At 69.2% G+C, this 24054-nt stretch carries 18 protein-coding genes; 11 read left to right on the top strand and 7 right to left on the bottom strand.

The window, feature by feature from the left end:
- Positions 1-17: 17 nt before the first annotated feature.
- The 4 genes from ABIC70_RS10065 to ABIC70_RS10080 form a co-directional block, all read right to left on the bottom strand.
- Positions 18-3005, bottom strand: coding sequence for an FAD-binding and (Fe-S)-binding domain-containing protein (locus ABIC70_RS10065; protein WP_354439642.1), 2988 nt, complete (start codon positions 3003-3005; stop codon positions 18-20).
- A gap of 198 nt (positions 3006-3203) precedes the next feature.
- Positions 3204-5009, bottom strand: coding sequence for an IlvD/Edd family dehydratase (locus ABIC70_RS10070; RefSeq protein ID WP_075380442.1), 1806 nt, complete (start codon positions 5007-5009; stop codon positions 3204-3206).
- Between the two features lie 155 nt (positions 5010-5164).
- Positions 5165-5932: an SDR family oxidoreductase gene (locus tag ABIC70_RS10075; protein WP_043380039.1), complete on the bottom strand. Its 768-nt coding sequence runs from the start codon at positions 5930-5932 to the stop codon at positions 5165-5167.
- 2 nt (positions 5933-5934) lie between these two features.
- Positions 5935-6648, bottom strand: a complete 714-nt coding sequence (locus ABIC70_RS10080) for a GntR family transcriptional regulator (RefSeq protein ID WP_354439643.1) — start codon at positions 6646-6648, stop codon at positions 5935-5937.
- A gap of 119 nt (positions 6649-6767) precedes the next feature.
- On the opposite strand from ABIC70_RS10080, the gene ABIC70_RS10085 reads away from it, so the two are divergent.
- Genes ABIC70_RS10085 through kce form a run of 5 tightly spaced genes read left to right on the top strand, consistent with a single transcriptional unit; the run spans position 6768 to position 13335 of the window.
- The gene (locus tag ABIC70_RS10085) at positions 6768-8027 is read left to right on the top strand and encodes an ABC transporter substrate-binding protein (protein WP_354439644.1); all 1260 of its coding nucleotides are present in this window, start codon (positions 6768-6770) and stop codon (positions 8025-8027) included.
- Between the two features lie 7 nt (positions 8028-8034).
- On the top strand, positions 8035-8910 hold the full coding sequence (locus ABIC70_RS10090) for a branched-chain amino acid ABC transporter permease (RefSeq protein WP_354439646.1): 876 nt from the start codon (positions 8035-8037) through the stop codon (positions 8908-8910).
- Between the two features lie 14 nt (positions 8911-8924).
- Positions 8925-11483: a branched-chain amino acid ABC transporter ATP-binding protein/permease gene (locus tag ABIC70_RS10095; protein ID WP_354439647.1), complete on the top strand. Its 2559-nt coding sequence runs from the start codon at positions 8925-8927 to the stop codon at positions 11481-11483.
- A complete protein-coding gene (locus ABIC70_RS10100; protein ID WP_043380030.1) occupies positions 11480-12403 on the top strand; it encodes a 3-hydroxyacyl-CoA dehydrogenase in 924 nt (307 codons plus the stop codon). The genes ABIC70_RS10095 and ABIC70_RS10100 overlap by 4 nt, the downstream gene beginning before the upstream one ends.
- Before the next feature lie 2 nt (positions 12404-12405).
- Positions 12406-13335 (top strand): 3,5-dioxohexanoate:acetyl-CoA acetone transferase, encoded by a 930-nt coding sequence (gene kce / locus ABIC70_RS10105; RefSeq protein ID WP_043380028.1) that lies wholly within the window; start codon positions 12406-12408, stop codon positions 13333-13335.
- A gap of 183 nt (positions 13336-13518) precedes the next feature.
- Here the strand turns inward: kce and ABIC70_RS10110 are convergent, their stop codons facing one another.
- From ABIC70_RS10110 to ABIC70_RS10120, 3 genes are read right to left on the bottom strand one after another with little or no spacing between them, the layout of a single operon-like run.
- Positions 13519-13800 (bottom strand): DUF167 family protein, encoded by a 282-nt coding sequence (locus tag ABIC70_RS10110; protein ID WP_043380025.1) that lies wholly within the window; start codon positions 13798-13800, stop codon positions 13519-13521.
- Between the two features lie 10 nt (positions 13801-13810).
- Positions 13811-15178 carry an FAD-binding oxidoreductase gene (locus ABIC70_RS10115; RefSeq protein WP_354439649.1) on the bottom strand — a complete coding sequence of 456 codons (1368 nt, stop codon included), beginning with the start codon at positions 15176-15178 and terminating at the stop codon, positions 13811-13813.
- Between the two features lie 60 nt (positions 15179-15238).
- Complete coding sequence (locus ABIC70_RS10120; protein ID WP_075380436.1) at positions 15239-16432, bottom strand: fumarylacetoacetate hydrolase family protein; 1194 nt, start codon at positions 16430-16432, stop codon at positions 15239-15241.
- 300 nt (positions 16433-16732) lie between these two features.
- On the opposite strand from ABIC70_RS10120, the gene ABIC70_RS10125 reads away from it, so the two are divergent.
- From ABIC70_RS10125 to ABIC70_RS10150, 6 genes are all read left to right on the top strand, one after another.
- On the top strand, positions 16733-17794 hold the full coding sequence (locus ABIC70_RS10125) for an ABC transporter ATP-binding protein (RefSeq protein WP_043380019.1): 1062 nt from the start codon (positions 16733-16735) through the stop codon (positions 17792-17794).
- 71 nt (positions 17795-17865) lie between these two features.
- Positions 17866-19173 carry an ABC transporter substrate-binding protein gene (locus tag ABIC70_RS10130; protein ID WP_043353238.1) on the top strand — a complete coding sequence of 436 codons (1308 nt, stop codon included), beginning with the start codon at positions 17866-17868 and terminating at the stop codon, positions 19171-19173.
- Between the two features lie 23 nt (positions 19174-19196).
- Positions 19197-20153 (top strand): carbohydrate ABC transporter permease, encoded by a 957-nt coding sequence (locus ABIC70_RS10135; protein WP_043353236.1) that lies wholly within the window; start codon positions 19197-19199, stop codon positions 20151-20153.
- A gap of 47 nt (positions 20154-20200) precedes the next feature.
- Positions 20201-21088, top strand: coding sequence for a carbohydrate ABC transporter permease (locus ABIC70_RS10140; protein WP_043353258.1), 888 nt, complete (start codon positions 20201-20203; stop codon positions 21086-21088).
- Between the two features lie 132 nt (positions 21089-21220).
- Complete coding sequence (locus tag ABIC70_RS10145; protein WP_354439650.1) at positions 21221-22849, top strand: dihydroxyacetone kinase subunit DhaK; 1629 nt, start codon at positions 21221-21223, stop codon at positions 22847-22849.
- Positions 22850-23086: 237 nt separating this feature from the next.
- Positions 23087-24043 (top strand): D-2-hydroxyacid dehydrogenase family protein, encoded by a 957-nt coding sequence (locus ABIC70_RS10150; RefSeq protein WP_193376693.1) that lies wholly within the window; start codon positions 23087-23089, stop codon positions 24041-24043.
- The last annotated feature ends 11 nt before the right edge of the window (positions 24044-24054 follow it).

A 24054-nucleotide genomic window follows, 5' to 3' on the forward strand; every position in this document is an offset into this window, starting at 1 on the left:
CCCCGACACAAACCAGATCAGTGCGACCTGTTGTGTATGTGTAAGTCTCCGGCAATGGAGTGTCGAGGCACGAGGGCCCGATCGAGAACGCGAGCCACATGTTCCGCCTCGAGACCGAGGCCATCGTGAATCTGATGTCGGCAGCTCGTCCCGTCGGCGATCACGAGATCGTCCGGCCCGGCGGCGCGCAGGGTCGGGAACAGCGACAGCTCTGCCATGGCGAAGGATGTCTCGATGGATTCCGGCCGATAGCCGAAGGCGCCGGCCATGCCGCAGCAGCTCGATTCGACGACCCGTAGGTCGAGCCCCGGCACGGCCCGGAGCACCGTCTCCACCGAGCCCATCACGCCGAACGACTTCTGGTGGCAATGGCCGTGCAGGTGCGCGACGCGCCCGCCCTGGTCCGCGAACGGTAGCGCGATCCGGCCCGCCGTCAGGTCTGCGGCCAGCAGCTCCTCGAACAGGACGGACTGCCGCGCCAGAAGCGCCGAATCCGCACCGGGGAGGAGCGCTGTGAACTCGTCCCGGAACGTGAGCAGGCAGGATGGTTCCAGGCCGACGACCCGCGCGCCCGCGCGGACGAAGGGCAGAAGCGCGTCGAGGGTTCGGCGCGCCTCCAGCCGGGCCCGGTCCGTCTGGCCGGCGGAGAGCCACGTCCGGCCGCAGCAGAGCGGGCGCCGGCCGCGGGCCGGATAGACCCGATGCAGCCGGTAGCCCGCGGCCAGCAGCACGCGCTCGGCCGCCTCGAGATTCTCCCGCTCGAAGGCGCGGTTGAAGGTGTCGCCGAAGAGGATCACGTCGCGGAAATCGCCCGCGACGTCGTGGGTATGCGCGGGTTCGCCCTGCTCGCTCCAGGGCCGACGCCAGCGCGGCAACGAGCGCCTGGCCGACAGGCCGGCGACGCGCTCCGACAGGGCCGCGAGGGCCGGGTACCGGTCGCGCAGGTTGAGGATCGGCGCGAGCTTCGCGGCCGCCCCGGCATAGAGCGGCATCATGGCGATGAGCCGCTCGCGGAGCGGCAGCCCGTGGCGGGCGTGGTAATGGTGCAGGAACTCGATCTTCATCTTGGCCATGTCCACGCCGGTCGGGCATTCCCGGCGGCAGGCCTTGCAGGAGACGCAGAGATCGAGAGTCCGATTCATCTCCGGGCTGGTGAAGGCCTCCTTGCCGAGCTGGCCCGAGATGGCGAGCCGCAGGGAATTGGCGCGGCCGCGCGTGAGGTGCTGTTCCTCCCCCGTCACCCGGTAGGACGGGCACATGGCGCCGCCGGCGAGCTTCCGGCAGGTGCCGTTGTTGTTGCACATCTCGACGGCGGAGCCGAAGCCGCCCCAATCCGACCAGTCGAGCGCCGGCTTCATCGGCTCCGTCACCGTGTAGTCGGGCTTGAAGCGGAACAGAGACCGGTCATCCATCGCGAGCGGGCGCACGATCTTGCCGGGGTTGAGGCGGTTCTCGGGATCGAACGCGTCCTTCACATCCTCGAAGGCGCGCGTCAGGACCGAGCCGAACAGCGGCTCGATGTATTCCGAGCGTGAGATGCCGTCGCCATGCTCGCCGGAATACGAGCCCTTGTAGCGGCGCACCAGCTCGGAGGTCTCCTCCGCGATCGCGCGCATCCGGCGGACGTCGCCAGCCTCCTTCATGTCGAGGATCGGGCGAACGTGCAGGCAGCCCACCGAAGCGTGGGCGTACCACGTGCCGCGGGTGCCGTGCTTGGCGAAGACCGCCGTGACCGCGTCTGTGTAATCGGCGAGGTGCTCCAGCGGGACGGCGCAATCCTCGATGAAGGAGACCGGCTTGGCGTCGCCCTTCATGGACATCATGATGTTGAGGCAGGCCTCGCGAACCTCCCACACCGATTTCTGGCGGGCGGGCTCGACCACCTCCACGACGGCGTCCGGGAAGCCGTGATCGGCCATGCAGGCGTCGAGGCGCTTCAGGTCGCGCGTCACGGCGGCGAGGTCGTCGCCGGCGAATTCGGTGAGCAGCAGGCAGTTCGGCTGTCCGCGGGTGATGTCGGCCAGCGTCGTGCGGAACAGCGGGATATCGGCGCCGAGCACGAGGACGTTGTTGTCGACGAGCTCGACCGCCACCGGGTCCAGGCCGACGATGTGCCGGGTCGTCTCCATGGCGGCCCGGAAGGATGGGAAGTGGCACACGCCCATCACCCGGTGCGTCGGCAGGCGCGAGAGCTTCAGCGTCACCGCCGTGGTCGCGGCCAGCGTGCCCTCGGATCCGACGAGCAGGTGCGCGAGGTTCGGCTGCGCTTCGATCAGCGCGTCGAGGTTGTAGCCGCCGACGCGGCGCTGGACCTTCGGGAAGCGCGCCTCGATCTCGGCGCGGTGATCCTCGGCGAGGCCGCGCATCCTCGCGGCCAGCGCCGCCGCCCGATCCGAGCCGTTCACGCCCGACCGGACGTCACCGGTCAGTCCGAAGCCGAAGGCCTCGCCGTCGTGGAACAGCGCCTCCATCGCCAGGACGTTGTCGCTCATCTTGCCGTAGCGCAGGGAGCGGGCGCCGCAGGAATTGTTGCCCGCCATGCCGCCGATGGTGCAGCGGGTCGCCGTCGAGGGCTCGACGGGGAAGAACCATCCGTCGGCCTTCACCCGGGCGTTCAGCCGCTCCAGCACCATGCCGGGCTCGACCGTGATCGTGCCCGCCTCCGGATCATAGGCCCGGACGCCGTTGAAGTACCGCGAGCAGTCGACCACCAGGCCCGACCCGATCGGCTGGCCGTTCTGCGACGTGCCGCCGCCGCGCAGGATCACCGGCGCGCCGTGTTCGGCGGCGATGCGCAGGGTTGCGGCGATGTCGGCCGCGGAGCGCGGCAGCACCACGCCGGCCGGCATGATCTGGTAGATCGACGCGTCCGTGCTGTAGCGTCCGCGCGTGAACGCGTCGAACCGCGCCTCGCCCTGGAGCTGCTCCGCCAGCCTGCGCGGCAATCCGGCTTCCAGGCGCGCCGCGGCCCGCGGCGCCGGCGCATGCGCCCTCGCTTCCGTCACGATAGATCCCTCCCGTGATGGGACATGCCCACCTGACGGGAAATGTATTCAAAATTCAGTGCGGAGCAAATTGGCCGCGCTGTCGCGCTGGAGAGCGGGCTCGCGATGCCCGGTGCAGCCGTAGGCCCGGAGGGCCGTCGCAAGGGTTGCTCAGGACACCGCATGTTTCAACCCCGCGGCCGACCCGGGGGGCAGGCCTCAGTGGTTGTCCCGCGGCACTCCGGAGACCTGCGCGACCTTCTGGAACTTCACCGCGCCCTTGAGCACCATGCCCTGATCGAGCTGATCGACCTGATCGCGATAGATCTCCTGCCACGGCGTCTGGGTCGCCGGGTAGGGATAGCCGCCGCGCGCCTCCAGATCCGCGCGCCGGCGGGCGAGATCCTCGGCCGGGAGCAGGATGTCGGCGCTCCGGCGATTGAGGTCGATGCGGATACGGTCGCCGGTCTGCAACAGGGCCAGCCCGCCCCCGGCGGCCGCCTCGGGCGAGGCGTTCAGGATGGCGGGCGTCCCGGAGGTGCCGGATTGCCGGCCGTCGCCGATGCAGGGCAGAGCGGTGACACCGCGCCGGATCAGCGATCCCGGCGGCTGCATGTTCACCACCTCGGCGGCGCCGGGATAGCCGATCGGTCCGGCTCCGCGCATGATCAGGATCGTGTTCTCGTCGATGTCGAGCGCCGGGTCGTCGATCCGTGTGTGGTAGTCCTCCGGTCCGTCGAACACGATGACGCGCCCCTCGAAGGCCATCGGGTCGTTCGGATTGCGCAGGTAGCGGGCCGCGAACTCCTCGGAGATCACGCAGGTCTTCATGATCGCCGAATCGAACAGGCTACCCTTGAGGTTCAGGAAGCCCGCGCGCTCCATCAGCGGCGCGCCATAGGCGCGGATCACGTCGCGGTTCCAGCTGTGCCGGCCGCGGTAGTTCTCGCCCACGGTTCGGCCGTTGCAGGTCAGGGCGCCCTCGTGGACCTTCCCGGCGTCGATCAGCTCCGCGAAGACCGCCGGAAGGCCGCCGGCGCGAAAGTACTCCTCGCCGAGCCAGCGTCCGGCGGGCTGCATGTCCACCAGGAGAGGGATCTCGAATCCGACCCGCTCCCAGTCGTCGCACGTCAGCGGTACACCGATATGCTTCGCAATCGCGTTGATGTGGATCGGCGCGTTGGTCGAGCCGCCGATCGCCGCGTTGGCCACGATGGCGTTCTCGAAGGCTTCGCGGGTGAGGATGTCGGAGGGCTTGAGGTCCTCCCAGACCATCTCGACGATGCGTTGGCCGGTGGCGTAGGCGGCTTGCCCGCGCTCGCGGTAGGGGGCCGGGATCGCCGCCGAGCCGGGCAGGGCGAGACCGAGCGCCTCGGCGAGCGCGTTCATCGTGGAGGCCGTGCCCATCGTGTTGCAGTGGCCCGTGGACGGCGCCGAGGATCCGACGATGTCCATGAACTGCTGGAAGTCGATGTCGCCCGCCGCGTGCCGCTCCCGGGCCTTCCAGACGATGGTGCCCGAGCCGGTCAGCTCCTTGTGGAAGTAGCCGTTGAGCATAGGCCCGACATTCAGCGAGATCGCCGGGATGTTGACCGTGGCCGCCGCCATCAGACAGGCCGGCATGGTCTTGTCGCAGCCGGTGAGCAGGACGACGCCGTCGAGGGGATAGCCGTACAGCACCTCCACCAGGGACAGGTAGGCGAGGTTTCGGTCGAGGGACGCGGTCGGACGCTTGCCGGTTTCCTGAATCGGATGGCAGGGGAATTCGAAGGCAACGCCGCCGGCCGCCGTGATGCCTTCCCGGACCCGCTTGGCGAGTTCGAGATGGTGGCGGTTGCAGGGAGACAGGTCGGACCCCGTCTGGGCGATGCCGATCAGAGGTTTGCCCGAACGCAACTCCTCCGGCGTCAGTCCATAGTTGAGGTATCGCTCCAGATAGAGCGCGGTCATGCCGGGATTGTGCGGGTTGTCGAACCACGCCTTGGAGCGCAGGTCAGATGGCGTGATCCGGCGTTTGTCGCTCATGGTCGCTTCCTCGCATCCTGTGGCCGGCGCGGACGGTCCGGCTCCTGTCTTCGGCAGCGGCCGCAGGACGCGTGACCGCGGTCGCGGCGCCCCGGACTCGGTTTTGGATACTCCGGCGCATCAGGCAGGGCAGCCTCATCGGCGCTGGATTGATTTCAGGACAGCATCCGCGTGTCACCGTCGATGGAAATGGCCTGACCCGAGATGGTCCGGCCGCGGGGCGAGCAAAGCAGCAGGATCTGGTCGGCGAGCTGCCGGGCGGTGACGTAGTCCTTGACCGAAACGAACGAGAAGGCGCGGGCTTCCATCTCGGCGAAGCTCGTGCCCTGCTGCTGGGCCTTCGATTCGAGCACCCGGCGCTGCCGGTCGCCGGCCACCAAGCCCGGCAGGATCGCATTCACCCGGATGCCGGACCCGCCGAGTTCGATCGCCAAAGACTTGGTGAAGCCGATGACCCCCCATTTGGCCGCCGCGTAGGGGCTGCGCAGGGCGAAGCCGAACTTGCCGGCCGCCGAAGACAGATTGACGATCGAGGCGTTCGGGCTTTGGCGCAGATGGGGCACCGCGAGGCGCGCGCAGTTGAACTGGCTGGTGAGGCACACGGTGAGACATCGGTCCCACTCTTCGGGTGCGATCTCCTCGACCCGGCCGGTCGGGCCGGCAATGCCGGCATTGTTGATCAGCACGTCGAGGCCACCGAGGAACTCGACCGCGCGGTCCATCATCGTGGCGACGCCATCGCGGTCGGCGACATCGGTCCGGATACGGCCGACCGCGTCCGGCAGACCGGCCAGGGCCTCGCTGTCTACGTCGCAGGCGAAGACACGCGCCCCTTCCTCCAGGAAGGCCTCGACGATCCCGCGGCCGATTCCGGCAGCACCCGCCGTCACCAGGACACGCAGGCCGGCAATCCCCAGATCCATGATCAGTCCTCTCCCTGAACGTCCCGCAATCCGCCGCGGGTCAAGATGAACTCCGCGGCTTCCCGGATGTCGGCCGCGATCGCGGCGGCGGCGGCCGCGCCGTCCCGGTTCTCGATCGCCACCACGGCCTCGGCGTGCCGCCGAAGCGCGAAACCCTGGCGCAGCCGCTCCGGATGGGCGCGCAGATCCAGATTGATGACCGGGCCCGCCGTCAGCCAGAGCCGGGCGATGATCTCCTGCAGGGGACCGAGTCCGCAGGCACCGTAGATCGCGAAATGCAGATCGCGGTTGAGTTGCACCGCGCGCGCCCGGTCGGGCTCTGCCGCCTCCGCTTCCGCCCGGAACGCGGCCTCGGTCCGCCGGATCGCTGCGAGTTCCGTGGCGGTCCTTAGCTCGGCCGCACGGGCCACGGCGATGCCCTCCACGGCGATGCGGGTCTCGACCAGAGCCCGGAAGGCGTCCGCGCTCATGACCGGCACCCGGATCACCCGGTTCGGAGCCACTTCGAGCACGCCGTCCGCCGCCAGACGGCTCACGGCCTCGCGGACCGGCATGACCGAGACGCCGAGCGCCGCCGCGCTCTGGCGCAGGGACAGCCGGTCGCCCGGCGCCAGCCGTCCCGAGGCCAGGAGGTCCGACAGGGCTTCGTAGACGGTGTCGGACAGGGTCCGCCGTTCGAGCAGAGGCAGTTCGGCAAGGACCGATGTGGAATTCATATGCCGACCCTAGACGGATCCGGCACTATCGCGCTAGTGATCTGTGATCACAGTTTGGGTGAGGGCCGCCAGAGCCCACAACAACAACCCGGCTGGAGGAAACGCACGGGAGCGGAACGATGACGGACCGGTTCGGGGATTCCCTTTCTCGCCGCAGCCTTCTGAAAGCCGGCGGCGCGGCGCTTCTCGCGCCGGCTCTTGCGAGCCCGGCCCTGTCGCAGGGTCAGTCGGACGTGATCCGGATCGGGCACCTGACGCCGCGGACCGGATTCCTCGGACCGCTCGGCGAGTTCGCCGTGCAGGCGGCGCAGCTCGCGGTCGAGGAGATCAATGCCGCGGGCGGCATCGCGGGTCGGAAGGTCGAGCTTCTCTCCGAGGACAGCGTCAACCCGCAGACCGCCTCGGCCAAGGCCGAGCGCATGGTCCAGCGGGACCGCGTGGCGTGCCTCGTCGGCGAGATCAACTCGGCTTCGGCGCTGGCGATCAGCCAGGTGGCTCAGCGGGAGAAGATCCTGTTCATCAACACCGGCGCCAATTCGGACGCGCTGCGCGGCTCCGACTGCAAGCGCTTCATGTTCCACGTCGAATCGCAGAACACCATGATGGTGCGCGCCTGCGGGCGCGCGCTGCTCGACCGGGGCCTGATCAAGGGTCGCAAGGTCTACGCGCTCACGGCCGACTACGCCTTCGGCCACGACCTGTTGAAGCAGGCCAAGAAATACTTCGCGGCCAACGACGCGACGCTCGTCGGCGAGGATCTGATCCCCACCGAGCTCACGGACTTCTCGCCCTTCCTGCTCAAGCTCCGTCAGGCCAAGCCGGACCTCGTGATCTGCAACCTCGCGGGCGCGCAGATCACCAATTTCCTCAAGCAGTACAGCGAGTTCGGCCTGCCGTTCCCGGTCGCCGGCTTCGGCTTCGACACGGCGCTCGCCTGGGGTGCCGGGCCCGGCAACTTCCTCGGAACCTGGCCGGTGATCTGGCATCACCAGATCGACTCGCCCTCGGCGAAGACGTTCGTCGCCGCCTTCAAGGCCAAGTACAAGAAGCCGCCGGAGAACCAGGGCTGGGGTGACTACACCGCGCTCAAGATCGTTGCGCAGTCGATGAACGAGCTGAAGGCGACCGAGTCGATCAAGGTCGTCGAGCACCTGGAATCGGGCGCGAAGTTCGACATCGCCAAGGTCCGCGAGGGCTATTTCCGCCCCTGGGACCACGAATTGATGCAGGAGATGTTCGCGATCACCGCCCTGCCGGCGGATCAGGTCAAGAACCCCTACGACATCTTCACCTCGACCGGGCCGCTCCCCGGTCCCGGCGAGAGCCTGGAGGTCCTCACCACCACCCGTGACGAGAACGCCTGCACCTTCCCGGCGTGAGGCCGTCATGCAGCTCGTCTTCATCCTGGAGCAGGTGCTCAACGGCCTGCTGATCGGCGTGCAATATCTGCTGATCGCGCTCGGCCTGTCGCTGATCTTCAGCCTCGGCGGCATCGTGAACCTCGCCCACGGTGCCTTCTACGCCATCGGCGCCTACCTGACCGTGCTGCTGACGCCCTCGATCGGTTTCGGCGGCGCCCTCATCGTATCTCCCCTGGCGGTGGGGGTGCTCGGGCTCGTGATCGAGCGCTTCCTGTTGCGGCGCTTCTATCGCGGCGATCCGACCCTCGGTCTGCTCCTCACATTCGGACTCGCCATGGTGGCCGAGCAGGCCCTGCGCATGGCCTTCGGGGCGGCGCCGGTGCCGTTCGGGATCCCGACATGGCTGCGCGGTCAGGTCTTCATCGGCGACCTGATCTACTCGCGCTACCGGCTCTCGATTCTCGTGGTGGCTGTGGCCTGCGTGGCCGGCCTTTGGCTGCTCCTGACCCGCACCAGCTTCGGGCGCGTGGTCCGGGCCGGCGTGCAGAACCCCGACATGGTCGCGGCCCTCGGCATCTCGCTCCGGCCCTACATGACCGCCGTTGTCACCATCGCGGTGGGGCTCGCGGCGCTGGCCGGGACCATGATGGCCCCGGTCACAGGGGTCCAGCCCGCCATGGGCGCCGAGATCCTCACCTTCGCCTTCGTGGTGGTGGTGATCGGCGGCCTCGGCTCTTTCTGGGGGGTGGTGCTCGCCGCGCTGATCGTCGGCGTGGTCCGGGGCCTCACCGCCTACGCCTATCCGCCGGCCACCGAGGCCGCCGTCTACGCCCTCATGGTGCTCGTCCTGCTGCTGCGCCCGCGCGGCCTGTTCGGCGAGCACATCGCCCGGTTCGAGTGAGCGGAGAGCGTCCCATGTCCGGAACCGCCGAGCCGCTGCCGCTCGCCCTGCCGCAGCGCGGCCTGATCCTGCGCGAGAGCCGCCAGCTCTGGGCGGCCCTCGCCGCCCTCATCGTCCTGCCCTTCGCCCTCGACGCCATCGGCCTGACGCTGATCACCGCCACAGACGTGGTGATCTTCGCCCTGGCCGTGCTCGGCCTGAACATCCTGGTCGGCTGGACCGGGCTCACCTCCTTCGGCCACGGGGCGTGGTTCGGGATCGGCGCCTACGCGGTGGCGATCCTGCAGACCCGGCTTGTCCCCGGCGACATGGCGCTGCCGCTCCTCGGCGCCCTGGCGATCACCGGAGTCGCGGCTCTGGCGGCCGGAGCCCTGATCTTGCGACGGCGGGGTGTCTACTTCTCGCTGCTGACGCTCGCCTTCACGGCGATGCTCTACGCCATCGCGTTCCGCTGGACCGACCTGACCGGCGGCGAGAACGGCATCGGCAACCTGCACCGCTGGGCGGTGCTGCAGGAGCCCGGCGCCTACTACGCGGCGGTGTCGGGTATCGCCTTCGCGGTGCTGATCGCGCTCTGGCGGTTCCGGCGCTCGCCGATGGGCACGGTACTCGTGGCGATCCGCGAGAACGAGCAGCGTGCCGGCTTCCTCGGCTACGCCACCAACCGCTACAAGCTCGCGGCCTTCGTGATCTCGGCGACGATCACCGGGCTGGCCGGGGCGCTCTCGGCCTACAGTCATCGCTTCACCTCGGCCGACCCGATCTCCATCGCGTTCTCGGGCGAACTGCTCGCCATGGTGGTGATCGGCGGGATGCGCTCGTTCCTCGGGCCGGCCCTCGGCGCGCTGTTCTACATCCTGTTCCGCGAGTTCCTGTCGATCTACACCGCCGACTGGCTGCTGTATTTCGGGCTGCTGTTCGTCGCCTTCATCGTGTTCTCGCCGGACGGGCTGGTCGGCATCGCGGCGCGGCTGCTCAAGCCGTTCCGGCGCGTCCCGACCGAGGGCGCGGCCATGGCGGCCCGCCGCGCCGGCGCCTCGGGCCGCGTCCCGGCGCGCTTCATCGCCGAGGGACGCGGCACGGGACCGGTTCTCGTCGCCGATGCCATCAGGAAGAACTTCGGCCCCGTGAACGCGGTGCGGGGCGTCTCCTTCGCGGTGGCGGACAAGACGCTTCACGCCCTGATCGGCCCCAACGGTGCCGGCAAGACCACGGCCTTCAATCTGCTCTCCGGCATGTTCCGGCCGAGCGGCGGCAGCATCCGCCTCGACGGTCAAGAGATCGCCGGCCTGGAACCGCACGCGATCACCCGGGCCGGACTCGGGCGCTCGTTCCAGATCACCAACCTGTTCCCGGGCCTCTCGGTGGAGGAGAACGTCCGCCTGGCGGTGCAGGCGCGCCACGCGGCGCATTTCAGCCCCTGGCGGGACGCCCTTTCGATCCGCGCGATCGCCGACGACACCGCCGAGCTGCTGCGCTGGACGGGCCTCGCCGGGATCGAGCGGGCCGAGGCCGGCAGCCTGTCCTACGGCGGCCAGCGGCTCCTCGACATGGGGCTGGCGCTGGCCACGCAACCCCGCGTGCTGCTTCTCGACGAGCCGCTCGCCGGATTGGCCGCCGCCGAGCGCGAGCGCGTCGGCGAGCTGATCAAGGCGCTCTCGGCCGACATCCCGGTCCTGCTCGTGGAGCACGACATCGACCGCGTGTTCCGTCTGGCCGACCGCGTCACCGTGATGGCCGACGGCGCCGTGCTGGTCGACGGCTCCGTCGCGGATGCCCGGGACGATGCCCGGGTCCAGGCGGTTTACCTCGGATCGGGCACGGCGGCGATCGCCGCGAAGCCGCGCGCCAGCGCCGCCGAGGCCGAGACGCTGCTCGCCATGGAGGGCGTCGATACCTTCTATGGCAAGTCGCACATCCTCAACGGGGTCACCCTCACGGTGAACCGGGGCGAGGTGGTGGCGCTCCTCGGCCGCAACGGCGCCGGCAAGTCGACCCTGCTCAAGACGTTGATCGGCACAGCATCGCCGGCCGGCGGTCGGATCGTGCTCGCTGGCCAGGACATCGCGGGCCTCTCGCCCGACAAGATCGCCCGGCTCGGCATCGGCTACGTGCCGCAGGGGCGGGCGCTGTTTGCCGGGATGAGCGTCGCGGAGAATCTGGGCCTCGGTCGTCTGCGGCGGCTCACCGGTGCCGGCATCCATTGGGACGAGGAGAAGGTTCTGGAGTTCTTCCCGCGGCTCAAGGAGCGCTGGACCGTCGATGCCGCCCGCCTGTCGGGTGGCGAGCAGCAGATGGTGGCGGTGGCCCGCGCGCTGTCGGGCGATACGCGGCTCCTGCTTCTCGACGAGCCGTTCGAAGGCCTGTCGCCGGCCGTGACCGAGGAGCTGTTCGAGGCCTTCGATCGGCTGCGCCGCGAGATCGCGATCATCCTGGTGGACCATCACCTCGATCTGGCGCTGGCCCTGTCCGACCGGACCGTGGCGCTGGAGCGGGGCAGCGTGCAGTGGGCGGGCGAGTCGCGCCTCTTGCGCGAAGATCAGGAGCTGAGACGGAAGGTGCTGTGGCTATGACCGAAAGCGTCGCAATCGTCGGCGCCGGCCTGATCGGCCGGGCCTGGGCGATGATCTTCGCCCGCGCCGGCTGGGACGTGCGGCTGTTCGATTCCGCCGAGGGCGTAGCCGAGGCCGCGCTCCCGCTCTGCGCCGAAGGACTCCGCACCCTGGCGGCCAACGGGCTCTGTACCGATCCGGAGGGAGCTGCCGGGCGCATCCGGAGCGCGGGGAGTCTCGCCGCCGCCCTCGACGGTGTGGACTTCGTCCAGGAGAACGGGCCCGAGCGGCTCGACGTCAAGCGGACCCTCTTTGCCGAGCTCGATGCCCACGCGCCGCGGGACGCGGTGATCGCGTCGTCCTCATCGGCCATCCGCTGCTCGCTGTTCACCGAGGATCTGCCGGGTCGGGCGCGCTGCCTCATCGGCCATCCGGTGAATCCGCCGCACCTGATCCCGCTCGTGGAGATTTCCGGCGCGCCCTGGACCGATCCGGCGGCTCTGGCACGAGCGCGAGCGGTGTACGAGGCCATCGGACAGGTCCCCATCACGGTGCTGAAGGAGATCGAGGGCTTCATCCTCAACCGGCTTCAGGGCGCCCTGCTGGCGGAGGCGTTCCGTCTGGCCTCGGAGGGCTATGTCACCCCGCAGGATCTCGACAAGACCGTCGCGGACGGGCTCGGCCTGCGCTGGAGCTTCATGGGACCGTTCGAGACGATCGAGCTGAACGCGCCGGGCGGTATCGCCGATTACTGCGCCCGCTATACCGGCTTCTACAAGAACCTGGCCGACGATCCGGCGCCGCCTTCGGTCTACGAGGCGCCGGCCACCGAGGCGATCCTGGCCAAGTGGCAGCCGCCGGACGATCTACCCGCACGCATGAACCGCCGCGACACGCGGCTGGCGGCGCTCCGGGCCCACAAGGCATCACAGAAGGACTGAGCATGGCCTCACAGCGGAAAGTCATCATCACCTGCGCGGTGACGGGCGCGATCCACACGCCCAGCATGTCGCCGCACCTGCCCGTGACGCCTGAGGAGATCGCCGACGCCGCCATCGGCGCCGCCGAGGCCGGCGCCGCCATCGTGCATCTGCATGCCCGCAATCCGGTGAACGGCCAGCCCGACCAGACACCCGAGGCCTTCGCCAAGTTCCTGCCGGTGATCAAGCAGCGCTCGAACTGCGTGGTGAACATCACCACCGGCGGCGCGCCGACCATGTCGATCGAGGAGCGGGTGCGCCCGGCCGCGACCTTTCAGCCGGAGGTCGCCTCCCTGAACCTCGGCTCGATGAATTTCGGCCTGTTCGGGATGCTCGACCGCTTCAAGGACCTGAAGCATCAGTGGGAGCGGGACTATCTCGGCAACAAGGACATCATCTTCCGCAACACCTTCGGCCAGATCGAGCACATCCTGACGACCTGCGGTCCGAACGGGACGAAATTCGAGTTCGAGTGCTACGACACCGCGCATCTCTACAATCTGAAATACTTTTTCGACCGCGGCCTCGTGCAGGCGCCGCTGTTCATCCAGACGGTGTTCGGACTGCAGGGCGGGATCGGCGCGCATCCCGACGACGTGATGCACATGAAGCGCACCGCCGATCGGCTGTTCGGCGATCAGTACCGCTGGTCGGTGCTCGGGGCGGGCCGCAACCAGATGAACATCGCCGCCATGGCGGCCGCGATGGGCGGCAACGTCCGCGTCGGCCTCGAGGACAGCCTGTGGGACGGGCCCGGCAAGCTCGCCGAGACCAACGCCGCGCAGGTGCGCCGCGTCCGGTCGATCATCGAGGGGCTCGGCCTCGCCGTCGCGTCGCCCGATGAGGCGCGCGAGATGCTGGCGCTGAAGGGCGGCGACAAGGTCGCGTTCTGACAGCGCGTCCTGCGAATCGGGACAGTGCGTCGCGATTGGCGAAGCGCACTGTGCCCCGCCGCGGGGTTTCGCGATCCCGGGCCCTCCTGGCGACCAGGGCAAAGCCGCTCAGCGGAGCGAGCCATCGGCGAGCGTGCCCGGCTGGATGTTCCCGCTCGGCGCAAAAGCCGGGTCGGCAGCCTCTCAAGGCTGACCGAACACCCGTTCGAGATCCGCCTCGATGACGCCGTCGATCTCCAGGATCTTCAACCGGCTCTGATCGCCGGCGACGATGCGGACCGAGCGGCGTCCGACCTTGAGCGCCTTGGCGATCATCGCCACGAGGGCCTCGTTGGCGGCACCCTCCACCGGTGGCGCCGCGACGCGCGCCTTCAGGTAGGGCTGGCCCTTCTCGTCCCGTGCCCAGCCCTCCGCCACGTCGCGGCCGCCACGCGGCGTAAGGCGGACAGCCAGCCGGGTCACCACGGGCGATCTCTCAGAAGATCTTGCCCGGATTCAGCCGCCCGTCCGGATCGAGCGCCCGCTTGACCATCCGCATCACGGCGATCTCCTCAGGCGAGCGCGACAGTTTCAGCTTGCTCCGCTTCTCCAGCCCGATCCCGTGCTCTGCCGAGACGGAGCCGTTCAGCTCCGCGAGAGGCTCGTAGATCGCCGCGTCGATGGCGGCGTTGCCGGCGACGTCGAGGCGGGTCGTGTTCCAGTGCAGGTTGTTGTCGCCGATATGCCCATAGACGACGGCCCGGCAGCCCGGGATTGCCGCGAGCCGGTCGAGCGCTCCGCGGACGTAGCCATCCATCCGCGACAGCGGCACGCTGACGTCGAAAGCGCGTTCGATCCCGTCGGCATTCAGATGCTCCACGCGGTCGCGGATGCGCCACATGCCCCGGCGCTGCTCCTCCGAGGCGGCGACGGCGGCGTCGAGGATCGTGCCTTCGCCCATCAGCCCTTCGAGGAGGCCCAGAAAACGGTCCGATTCCTCGGCGACGCACTCGATCTCGATGATCGCGTAGAACGGATAGTCATGGCCGAGGGGCGGGGTCGCCCGTCCGGGTGCCGTCATCAGGCGGTAGAAATCCGGCCACAGCCCCTCGAAGGAGGACACGCGTCCCTGAAAGGCGCTTTGGGCTGCCCGCAGCACCCGCGCGCCGTCATCCACCCCTGGGCAGGCGATGAGTGCCGTCGCGTAGCCGGCCGGCTCGGGGCGCAGGCGCAGGACGGCCCGCGTGACGATGCCCAGCGTGCCTTCGGTGCCGAGGAACAGCTGCTTCAGGTCGAGCCCGGTGTTGTTCTTGATGAGGGGGCGCATGGACGACACCACGGTGCCGTCGGCGAGCACGGCCTCCAGGCCGAGCACCATCTCCCGCATCATGCCGTAGCGCAGGACGCGCAGGCCCCCGGCATTGGTCGAGATCGCGCCGCCGATGGTCGCCGAGCCGCGGGCGCCGAGGTCCAGGGGAAAGAACAGCCCGGCCGCCGACGCCGCTTCCTGCACGCTCTCGATGGTGGCGCCGGTCCCGACCACCACCGTCATGCCCAGCGGATCCACCGGCTCGATGCCGATCATCCGCTCCGTCGACAGCGTGATCTCGTCAGGCTGGCAGAGCGTCCCGTCGACGAGGCCGGTGGCTCCGCCGCGGGGCACCACGGCGACGCCGGATTCGTGGCACGCTGCCATGACCGCGCTGGTCTCCTGCGTGCTGCGGGGTCGAACGAGTGCCAGAGCGGCGCAAGGCTCGGCCGGGCGCGTCCAGTTGGCCGAGCGCCCGCGGAGCTCCGCGCCCGTGACGAGGCCGGACGGTCCGACGATCGCGGCGAGGCGGTCGAGGAAGGCGGCGTCGGTCATCGGCATCATCTCAGGCTTGGTCTGGTCGCCGCGTCGGGCGGCACTCCGCGCGACGCTCTCTCATAGAATCTTCCGCGCCGCGAGGTTTCGCATCAGTGCGCGGGCGCCGAACGTCCAGGGCTCGCAGGCATCGCAGGGGCGCATGCGGTTGACGAGGCTGCCGAGCTCCGGGCTCGCCACCACGACGCGGTCGCCCTCGGCATGGGTGAAGCCGAGGCCGGGCCCGTGCCGGTCCTGGATCGGCGCGAACATCGTGCCGAGGAGGAGCAGGGCCCCATCCGGGTAATTGTGCGTGCGCCCCATGAGCGCCTCCGCGAGTTCCTCCGGATCGCGGCTGATCTCGGCGAGCGGCGAGGTGCCCTCAAGCCGGAAGCCATCCGTCCCGGAGACTTCGAGGGTCACCGTGGTCCGGCGGACATCGTCGAGACCGAACGTGTCGTCGAACAGGCGGAGGAACGGGCCGACGGCGCAGGAGGCGTTGTTGTCCTTGGCTTTGCCGAGGAGCAGCGCCGATCGCCCTTCGAAGTCGCGCAGATTCACGTCGTTGGCGAGGGTCGCGCCGACGATTCGCTGGTCGGAGGCGATGGCGAGGGCCACTTCGGGTTCGGGATTGTTCCAGCGCGAATCCGGGTGCAGGCCCGCATCCGCGCCGCACCCCACCGCCGAGAGCGGCTGTGCCTTGGTGAAGATCTCGGCATCGGGGCCGATGCCGACCTCGAGATACTGGCTCCAGGCCCCTTGCGCGACCAGCACCGCCTTGAGCGCCGTGGCCTCGGGCGATCCGGGCTTCAGCCGACGCAGGTCGTGGCCGACCAAGCGCTCGACCTCGGCACGGATCGCCGCAGCGGCGGCGAGATCGCCCCGGGCGCGCTCCTCGATGACCCGCTCCAGCATGGAGGTGGCGAAGGTCACGCCGGCCGCCTTAAGCGCCTGCAGATCCACCGGTGCGAGGAGCCAGGGCCGGGCCGGGTCGCGGTCATCCGGCGGCGTGTTCGCCAAGATGGCGTCCAGGCCTCCGAGATCCTCGCCCGCCGCGCCGCGCAGGGCCGTTCCCGGGTCGCGCGCCTCGCACAGGTCGCTGACCGTCGGGAAGGCCGCGGTGATGTCGACGACGCGAGCCTCACCCACGGAATCGGCGCGGATCGCCACGACGCTCGGCCCGGCCGCATCGGGACGCCAGACCCGGCCCACGAGCGCGCCACGGCATCCGTCGGCGGGGAGGATCTCCCGTGCAGTCAGACCCGATGACGACATGCGCTCACCTCTCTCGGATGTCCGGGAACCGGGCAGCCCGCTGCGACGGGGGTTCGGTGCCACGATTCCGGATCGGCCTGCCGGCAGCGAGGCCGGATCGCGGTCCCATACCATCCCCGGCGCGCCGAGACGCGACGGTTGGTTTCACCACGGCGACCTCGTCACGGGTACAGATCGCGCCGCCTGACAGAACGAAGATTATCTGTAGCTTTACCCAGGTCCCCGCTTGCTTTCCCCCGGCCCCTCCTTTGTACTGCCGCCCTAGAGCCGCCGATAGAGCGGCCTTGATCGGGAGGAAGCATGGCCTCGGTGGGAATCCGCGAGGTTCGCAAGGCTTTCGGGTCGACGAACGTCCTGCACGGCGTGTCCGTGGACATCCGGGACGGGGAATTCGTGATCCTGGTCGGTCCGTCGGGGTGCGGAAAATCGACGCTTCTGCGGATGATCGCCGGGCTGGAAAATATCTCCGGCGGCGAAATCCGGATCGGCGAGCGCGTCGTGAATGATGTTCCGCCGAAAGAGCGGGACATCGCCATGGTATTCCAGAATTACGCGCTCTACCCGCATCTCACGGTCCGCGAGAACATGGCGTTCTCGATGCGGATCCGGAAGGCCGCGGCCTCCGAGATCGACCTGCGCGTGAACAAGGCGGCGCAGATCCTCGGTCTCACCCACCTGCTCGACCGTTACCCGCGCCAGCTCTCCGGCGGCCAGCGCCAGCGCGTCGCCATGGGCCGGGCGATCGTGCGCGACCCGCAGGTGTTCCTGTTCGACGAGCCGCTCTCGAATCTCGACGCCAAGCTGCGCGTGGCGATGCGCACCGAGATCAAGGAGCTGCACCAGCGCCTGAAGACGACGACCATCTACGTCACCCACGACCAGATCGAGGCGATGACCATGGCCGACCGGATCGTGGTGATGCACGACGGGGTCGTGGAGCAGATCGGGCCGCCCCTCGAACTCTACGACCGGCCCGACAACCTGTTCGTCGCGGGCTTCATCGGCTCGCCGGCCATGAATTTCGTGCCCGGGAAGGTCCGGGCGAACGGACGTCTCACCTTCACCACCGAGACCGGCCTGACGATCCCGCTTGCCGACGCCCCCTCCGGCGTCGAGGGGCGCCCCCTCATCCTGGGCGTCCGGCCCGAGCATTTCGACCTCGCATCCGACGGGATCGCCGCCGAGGTGGTGGTCGTGGAGCCGACCGGATCCGAGACCATGCTGGCGGTCCGGGCCCTCGGCCAGGAGCTCACCTGCGTGCTGCGCGAGCGCGTGCGCGAGCGGCCGGGCGAGACCGTCTCCCTGCGTCCGAACCGCGTGCATTTCTTCGACGCCGAGACCGGCCGTCGCCTGCCGAACTGACCTGCATCGGGGCCGATGCGGGCGCGCGCGCGGCGCGCACCTGAAGCAGATTCACTGAGGGAGAAGAACCGATGCCCGTTCTCGACCGCCGTTCCCTCCTCGCCGGTGCCGCCGCGACCGGCCTCGCCGGCGGCGACCTCCTCGGCTTCGCCCGGGCCTGGGCGCAGAGCACCGAGTGGAAGCCCGAGCCCGGCGCCAGCCTGTCGCTCCTGCGCTGGAAGCGCTTCGTGCCGAGCGAGGACGAGGCGTTCATGAAGATGGTCGACGCCTTCACCAAGGCGACGGGCGTCAAGGTCACGGTGACCAACGAATCCTTCGACGACATCCAGCCCAAGGCATCGGTGGCCGCCAATACCGGACAGGGCCCCGACATGGTCTGGGGCCTGTTCTCGTTCCCGGCACTCTTCCCCGACAAGTGCCTGCCGCTGGAGGACGTGGCGGACGCGCTCGCCAAGAAATACGGGCCCTGGTTCCCGTCGGCGGAGGCCTACGGCAAGGTCAAGGGCAAGTGGATCGCGATCCCCGTCGCCTTCAACGGCGGCTATCCGAACTACCGCATCTCAGCGATGAAGAAGGCCGGTTTCGACAAGTTCCCCACCGACACGGCCGGATTCCTCGAACTCTGTCGGGGCCTGAAGAAGAACAACACGCCGGCGGGCTTCGCGCTGGGTCACGCCACGGGCGACGGCAACACGTGGTGCCACTGGGCCCTCTGGTCCCACGGCGCCAACCTCGTGGACGCCAACGAGAAGATCGTGATCAACTCGCCCGAGACCGCCAAGGCGCTGGAATACGTCAAATCCCTCTACGAGACCTTCGTGCCCGGCACGGTGTCGTGGAACGACTCGTCGAACAACAAGGCGTTCCTCGCCGGCGACCTGTACCTCACCAACAACGGCATCTCGATCTACGCCGCGGCCAAGAAGGACAACCCGAAGCTCGCCGAGGACATGGACCACGCCGTCTGGCCGATCGGCCCCGCCGGCAAGCCCACCGAGTTCCAGCTCGCCTTCCCGATCCTGGCCTTCAAATACTCGAAGGTGCCGAACGCCTGTAAGGCCTTCATCAGCTTCATGATGGAGGCAGCGAACTACAATCCCTGGCTCGAAGCGGCGCAGGGCTACCTGTGCGAGCCGCTGTCGAACTACCCCAAGAACCCGATCTGGACGAGCGACCCGAAGAACGCGGTCTTCGCCGAGGCCGGCCGGCGCTCCCTCGCGGCTGGCGGCCTCGCACCGGTCAGCGAGCGCATCGCCGCGGTGCTCGCCGACTTCGTGATCGTCGACATGTTCGCGAGCCACTGCACCGGCCGTGAGGACGTGAAGGGCGCGATCAAGAACGCCGAACGCGCAGCGACCCGCATCTTCCGGAACACCTGAGCGCGGCTGCCGGAGGCGAGACCATGGCGCATTCCGCACTGACAGAGCCGGCGCCAGTCGCTGTCCCGATCCGCTCGGGTTGGCAGCGCCTGCGCGCGAGCCGCGGCTGGGCGGGCTTCTGGTTCATGCTGCCGACGGCGCTGATCCTCGGCCTGTTCCTGGCCTATCCGCTGCTGAAGGGCATCTGGCTATCCTTCACCAACGCGCGGATCGGCCGCGAAGGCGTGTTCATCGGCCTGGAGAACTACGCGTGGCTCTGGGACGACGACGTCTTCTGGCTCTCGGTATTCAACACCTGCCTCTACACGGCGGTGGCCTCGGTGGTGAAGTTCGGCATTGGGCTCTATCTCGCCCTGCTGCTCAACAAGAACATGCCGTTCAAGGCGATCATCCGCTCGATCGTGCTGATCCCGTTCGTGGTCCCCACCGTGCTCTCGGCCATCGCGTTCTGGTGGATTTTCGACAGTCAGTTCTCGATCATTTCCTGGTCGTTGCGCCATCTCGGCGTCATCGACGGCAACATCGACTTCCTCGGTGATCCAGCGATGGCGCGAGCCTGCGTGATCTTCGCCAATATCTGGCGGGGCGTGCCGTTCATCGCCATCACGCTGCTCGCCGGCCTGCAGACGGTCTCGCCGTCCCTCTACGAGGCCGCGACCCTCGACGGCGCCTCGAACTGGCAGATCTTCTCGCGGATCACGCTTCCGCTGCTGACACCGATCATCGCCGTGGTGATGACCTTCTCGGTGCTGTTCACCTTCACCGATTTCCAGCTGATCTGGGCCATGACCCGCGGCGGACCGGTCAACGCCACGCACCTGATGGCGACGCTCTCGTACCAGCGGGGCATCCTCTCGGGGACCCTGGGGGAGGGCGCCGCCATCGCCACCGCCATGGTGCCGTTCCTGCTCGCGGCCATCGGAATCTCGTGGTTCGGCCTGCAGCGCCGGGCCTGGCAGGCCGGGGAGTCCGACCGATGAGCGCGCCCGCACCGCCCGCCCACGTCGACCCGCACCTCGCCCCCGTGATGGAGGCGCGACCGGCCGGGCTCACCGACAACTCGGAGGGGATGGCCTATCTCGAGCGCCTGCCCCGGCGGCTCGTGACCACCTACCTGCCGCTCCTCGTCATCCTCGCCGTGCTGCTGTTCCCGTTCTACTGGATGGCGCTGACGGCCATCAAACCGGACGAGCAGCTGATCGACATGGAGCGGTTCAACCCGTTCTGGGTCGTGGATCCGACGTTCAAGCACATCCACAAGCTGCTGTTCGAGACGCAGTATCCGCGCTGGCTCTGGAACACGATGTACGTGTCGGTGGCGGCGACCGTGCTGTCGCTGTTCGCCAGCGTGCTCGCCGCCTATGCCTGCGTCCGCGTGCGCTACCGGGGCGCGGGCTGGGTCGGCGCGGCGATCTTCCTCGCCTACCTCGTGCCGCCCTCGATCCTGTTCATCCCCCTGGCCACGATCGTGCAGGCCTACGGGTTGTTCGACTCGCCGATCGCCCTCATCCTCGCCTACCCGACGATCCTGATCCCGTTCTCGACGTGGCTCCTGATGGGCTACTTCAAGACCATCCCGTACGAGCTGGAGGAATGCGCGCTGATGGACGGCGCCAGCCGGTGGCAGATCCTCACCAAGATCATCCTGCCGCTGGCCTTCCCGGGGCTGATCTCGGCCGGCATCTTCTCTCTGACGCTGTGCTGGAACGAGTTCATCTATGCGCTGACCTTCCTGTCCTCGACACAGAACAAGACGGTGCCCATCGCCGTCGTGAGCGAGTTCGTGGACGGCGACGTCTACAAGTGGGGTTCGCTGATGGCCGGCGCGCTGCTCGGCTCGCTCCCGCTGGTGATCCTCTACTCGTTCTTCGTCGAGTACTACGTGTCGGCGCTCACAGGCGCCGTGAAGGAGTGACGGAGGCCGGCTCGACGCCTCCATCATCGCGAACGGCGTGACGAGGCCGTTGCCTGGGCGACCGGATTGCGCCGACACTGCGTGCGGATCCGCCGACCCAGAATCGGTGACCGCCCCATCGAAGGTCACGCCATGGCCCATGTCATCGACGCCCGCGCAACCCTGGTCAACGACGCCCTCGACGGCCTGCTGGCAGCCAGCGGCGGGCGCCTTGCGCGGCTCGAGGGCGATCCTGGGATCCGCGTGATCCTGCGCGCCGTACCGGAGCCCGGAAAGGTCGCTGTGGTTTCCGGTGGCGGCTCCGGTCACGAGCCGGCCCATGCCGGTTTCGTCGGGCCGGGTCTGCTGAGCACGGCCGTCTGCGGGGACGTCTTCGCCTCGCCGAGCGTCGACGCGGTGCTGGCCGGGATCCTCGCGGTGACGGGACCGGCCGGCTGCCTGCTCGTCATCAAGAACTATGCGGGCGACCGGCTGAATTTCGGTCTCGCCGCCGAGCGGGCCCGGGCGCTGGGCCATAAGGTCGAGACCGTGATCGTCGCCGACGACATCGCCCTGCCGGACGCCAAGCAGCCGCGCGGCGTCGCCGGAACGCTGTTCGTCCACAAGGCGGCGGGTCATGCTGCGGAAGCCGGGGAATCGCTCGAAACCGTTGCGGCGCTCGCCCGCCGGGCGGCCGAAGCGGCGAAGTCGCTCGGCATCGCAGTCTCGACCTGCACGATCCCCGGTTCGCCGCGCAGCGAGCGATTGGCGGAGGGTCAGGCCGAGCTCGGCCTCGGCATCCACGGGGAGCCGGGCGTGGAACGCATCACCCTGCCGAGGGCCAGCGATCTCGCCCACATGATGGCCGACAGGCTTTCGCGGGCGATCGCGGGTGCCGACCGTCTGGCCCTCCTTGTGAACAATCTCGGCTCCGCCTCAGCCCTGGAGATGCAGATCCTCACGCGGGCGGTGCTCGCCACCGATCTGGGCCGGCGCGTCCGTCTGCTGCTCGGTCCGGCGCCGCTGATGACGGCGCTGGACATGCACGGCGCCTCGCTGTCGGTCCTCCCGCTCGACGATGCGCTGGAGCGGGCCCTGTCGGAGCCCGTGCCGGTCGCGGCCTGGCCGGCGGCAGTCCGGATCGCGCCGCCGATCCTACGGCCGGTGCCGGAGGGGCTTGCGGGTGAGACTTTCACACCGTCGCACGACGCCGTCACGGGGGCTCGCATCGCTGCCGTCACAAAGGCGCTGATCCAGGCTGAGGAGACCCTCAACGGTCTCGATGCCAAGGTCGGCGATGGCGATGCTGGGACGACCTTCGCGGGGGCCGCGCGCGCCGTACGGGCTGAGTTCGACCGACTGCCGCTGGCCGATCCGGCCGCCCTGTGCCGGGCCCTGGCCGAGCGGATCGGCCGCGCCGTCGGCGGATCGAGCGGTGTGCTCGGCTCGATCTTCTTCGCCGCGACGGCCTCGGCCCTTGCCGACGGGGCCGCATGGCCCACTGCGCTCGGGCAGGGCGTCGCGCGCGTCCAGAGCTATGGCGGCGCTCAGGCCGGCGACCGCACCCTGCTCGACGCGCTGATTCCCGCCGTCGAGGCCCTGGGGAGCGGAGACCTGACCGCCGCCGCTGCGGCGGCCCGAGCCGGTGCCGAAGCCACGGCCCGCATGACCCGCGCCGGCGCCGGCCGCTCGAGCTACCTGGCTATGGGCGATCTCGTCGGTGTTGAGGATCCCGGCGCCGCCGGCGTCGCGGTGGCGTTCACAGCATTGGCCGAGGCCTAGGAGCCGAACGCGTCTCCTCCGCGATCCCGCCGGGCGAATGTCGGGAGAGCCCCGACAGGGGGGATCTCTCATACTGGCCGTCCGCCCCGAAGGCCTGGCCGATCCCGGGCTCCGGGCTGGACGGCGCGGTCGTGGCGTGACGGGCTCGCTTGACCGCGGCGCAGTTTCGAAGAGCCGACGTCGTGTCATCGATCGGACCTCGTTGACGCTCTGCCCACCGAGGCCTACCCCATCGCCATGCGCACCTGCCTCATCCTCGACGATTACCAGCAGGCAGCCCTCGCGCTCACAGACTGGACACGCCTCGCCGATCACGTCGCCGTCTCGGCCATCGCCGAGCACATTCCGGATGCGGATGCCCTCGTGGCGCGGATCGCGCAGGCGGAGATCCTTGTGATCATGCGGGAGCGCACGCCGTTCCCCGCAGCCCTGCTGGAGCGGCTGCCCCGGCTTCAGCTGCTCGTCACCAGCGGCATGCGCAACCTCGCGATCGACCTTGCGGCCGCCCGGGCGCGCAACGTGGTCGTCTGCGGCACGGATTCGAGTCCCACGCCGCCGACGGAGCTGACCTGGGCGCTGATCCTTGGACTGGCGCGTCACGTGGCGTCGGAGGGCCGGGCCATGCGCGAGGGGGGGCCCTGGCAGAGCACGATCGGAACCGATCTCGCGGGCGCGACCCTCGGCATTCTCGGGCTCGGCAAGATCGGGACGCGGGTGGCCCAGATCGGGCGATCCTTCGGCATGCGGGTGATCGCCTGGAGCCCGAACCTCGATGAGGCCCGCGCGGCCGCCGCGGGGGTCGAGCGGGCAGCCTCGAAGGAGGCGCTGCTGGAGGCGAGCGATATCGTCACGATCCACCTCGTGCTGGGCGATAGGACGCGCGGCCTCCTGGGGCCGGCCGAGTTGCGCCGCATGCGGCGCGACGCGTTCCTCGTGAACACCTCACGGGCGCCGATCATCGATCAGGACGCCCTGGTGCGGGCCCTGGACGAGGGCTGGATCGCCGGCGCGGGCCTCGACGTCTTCGAGACCGAGCCGCTGCCAGCCGACAGCCCGTTCCGCCGCCTGCCGAACGTGCTGGCATTGCCGCATCTCGGCTACGTGTCGCGCAACAATTACCGGACGTTCTTCACCCAGGCCGTCGAGGACATCGAAGCCTGGCTCGCCGGTGCCCCGATCCGGCAGCTGGGCTGAGTCGAGGAAGC

This window comes from Methylobacterium sp. 1973 (genome assembly GCF_040545035.1).
GTDB classification, from domain to species: Bacteria; Pseudomonadota; Alphaproteobacteria; order Rhizobiales; family Beijerinckiaceae; genus Methylobacterium; species Methylobacterium fujisawaense.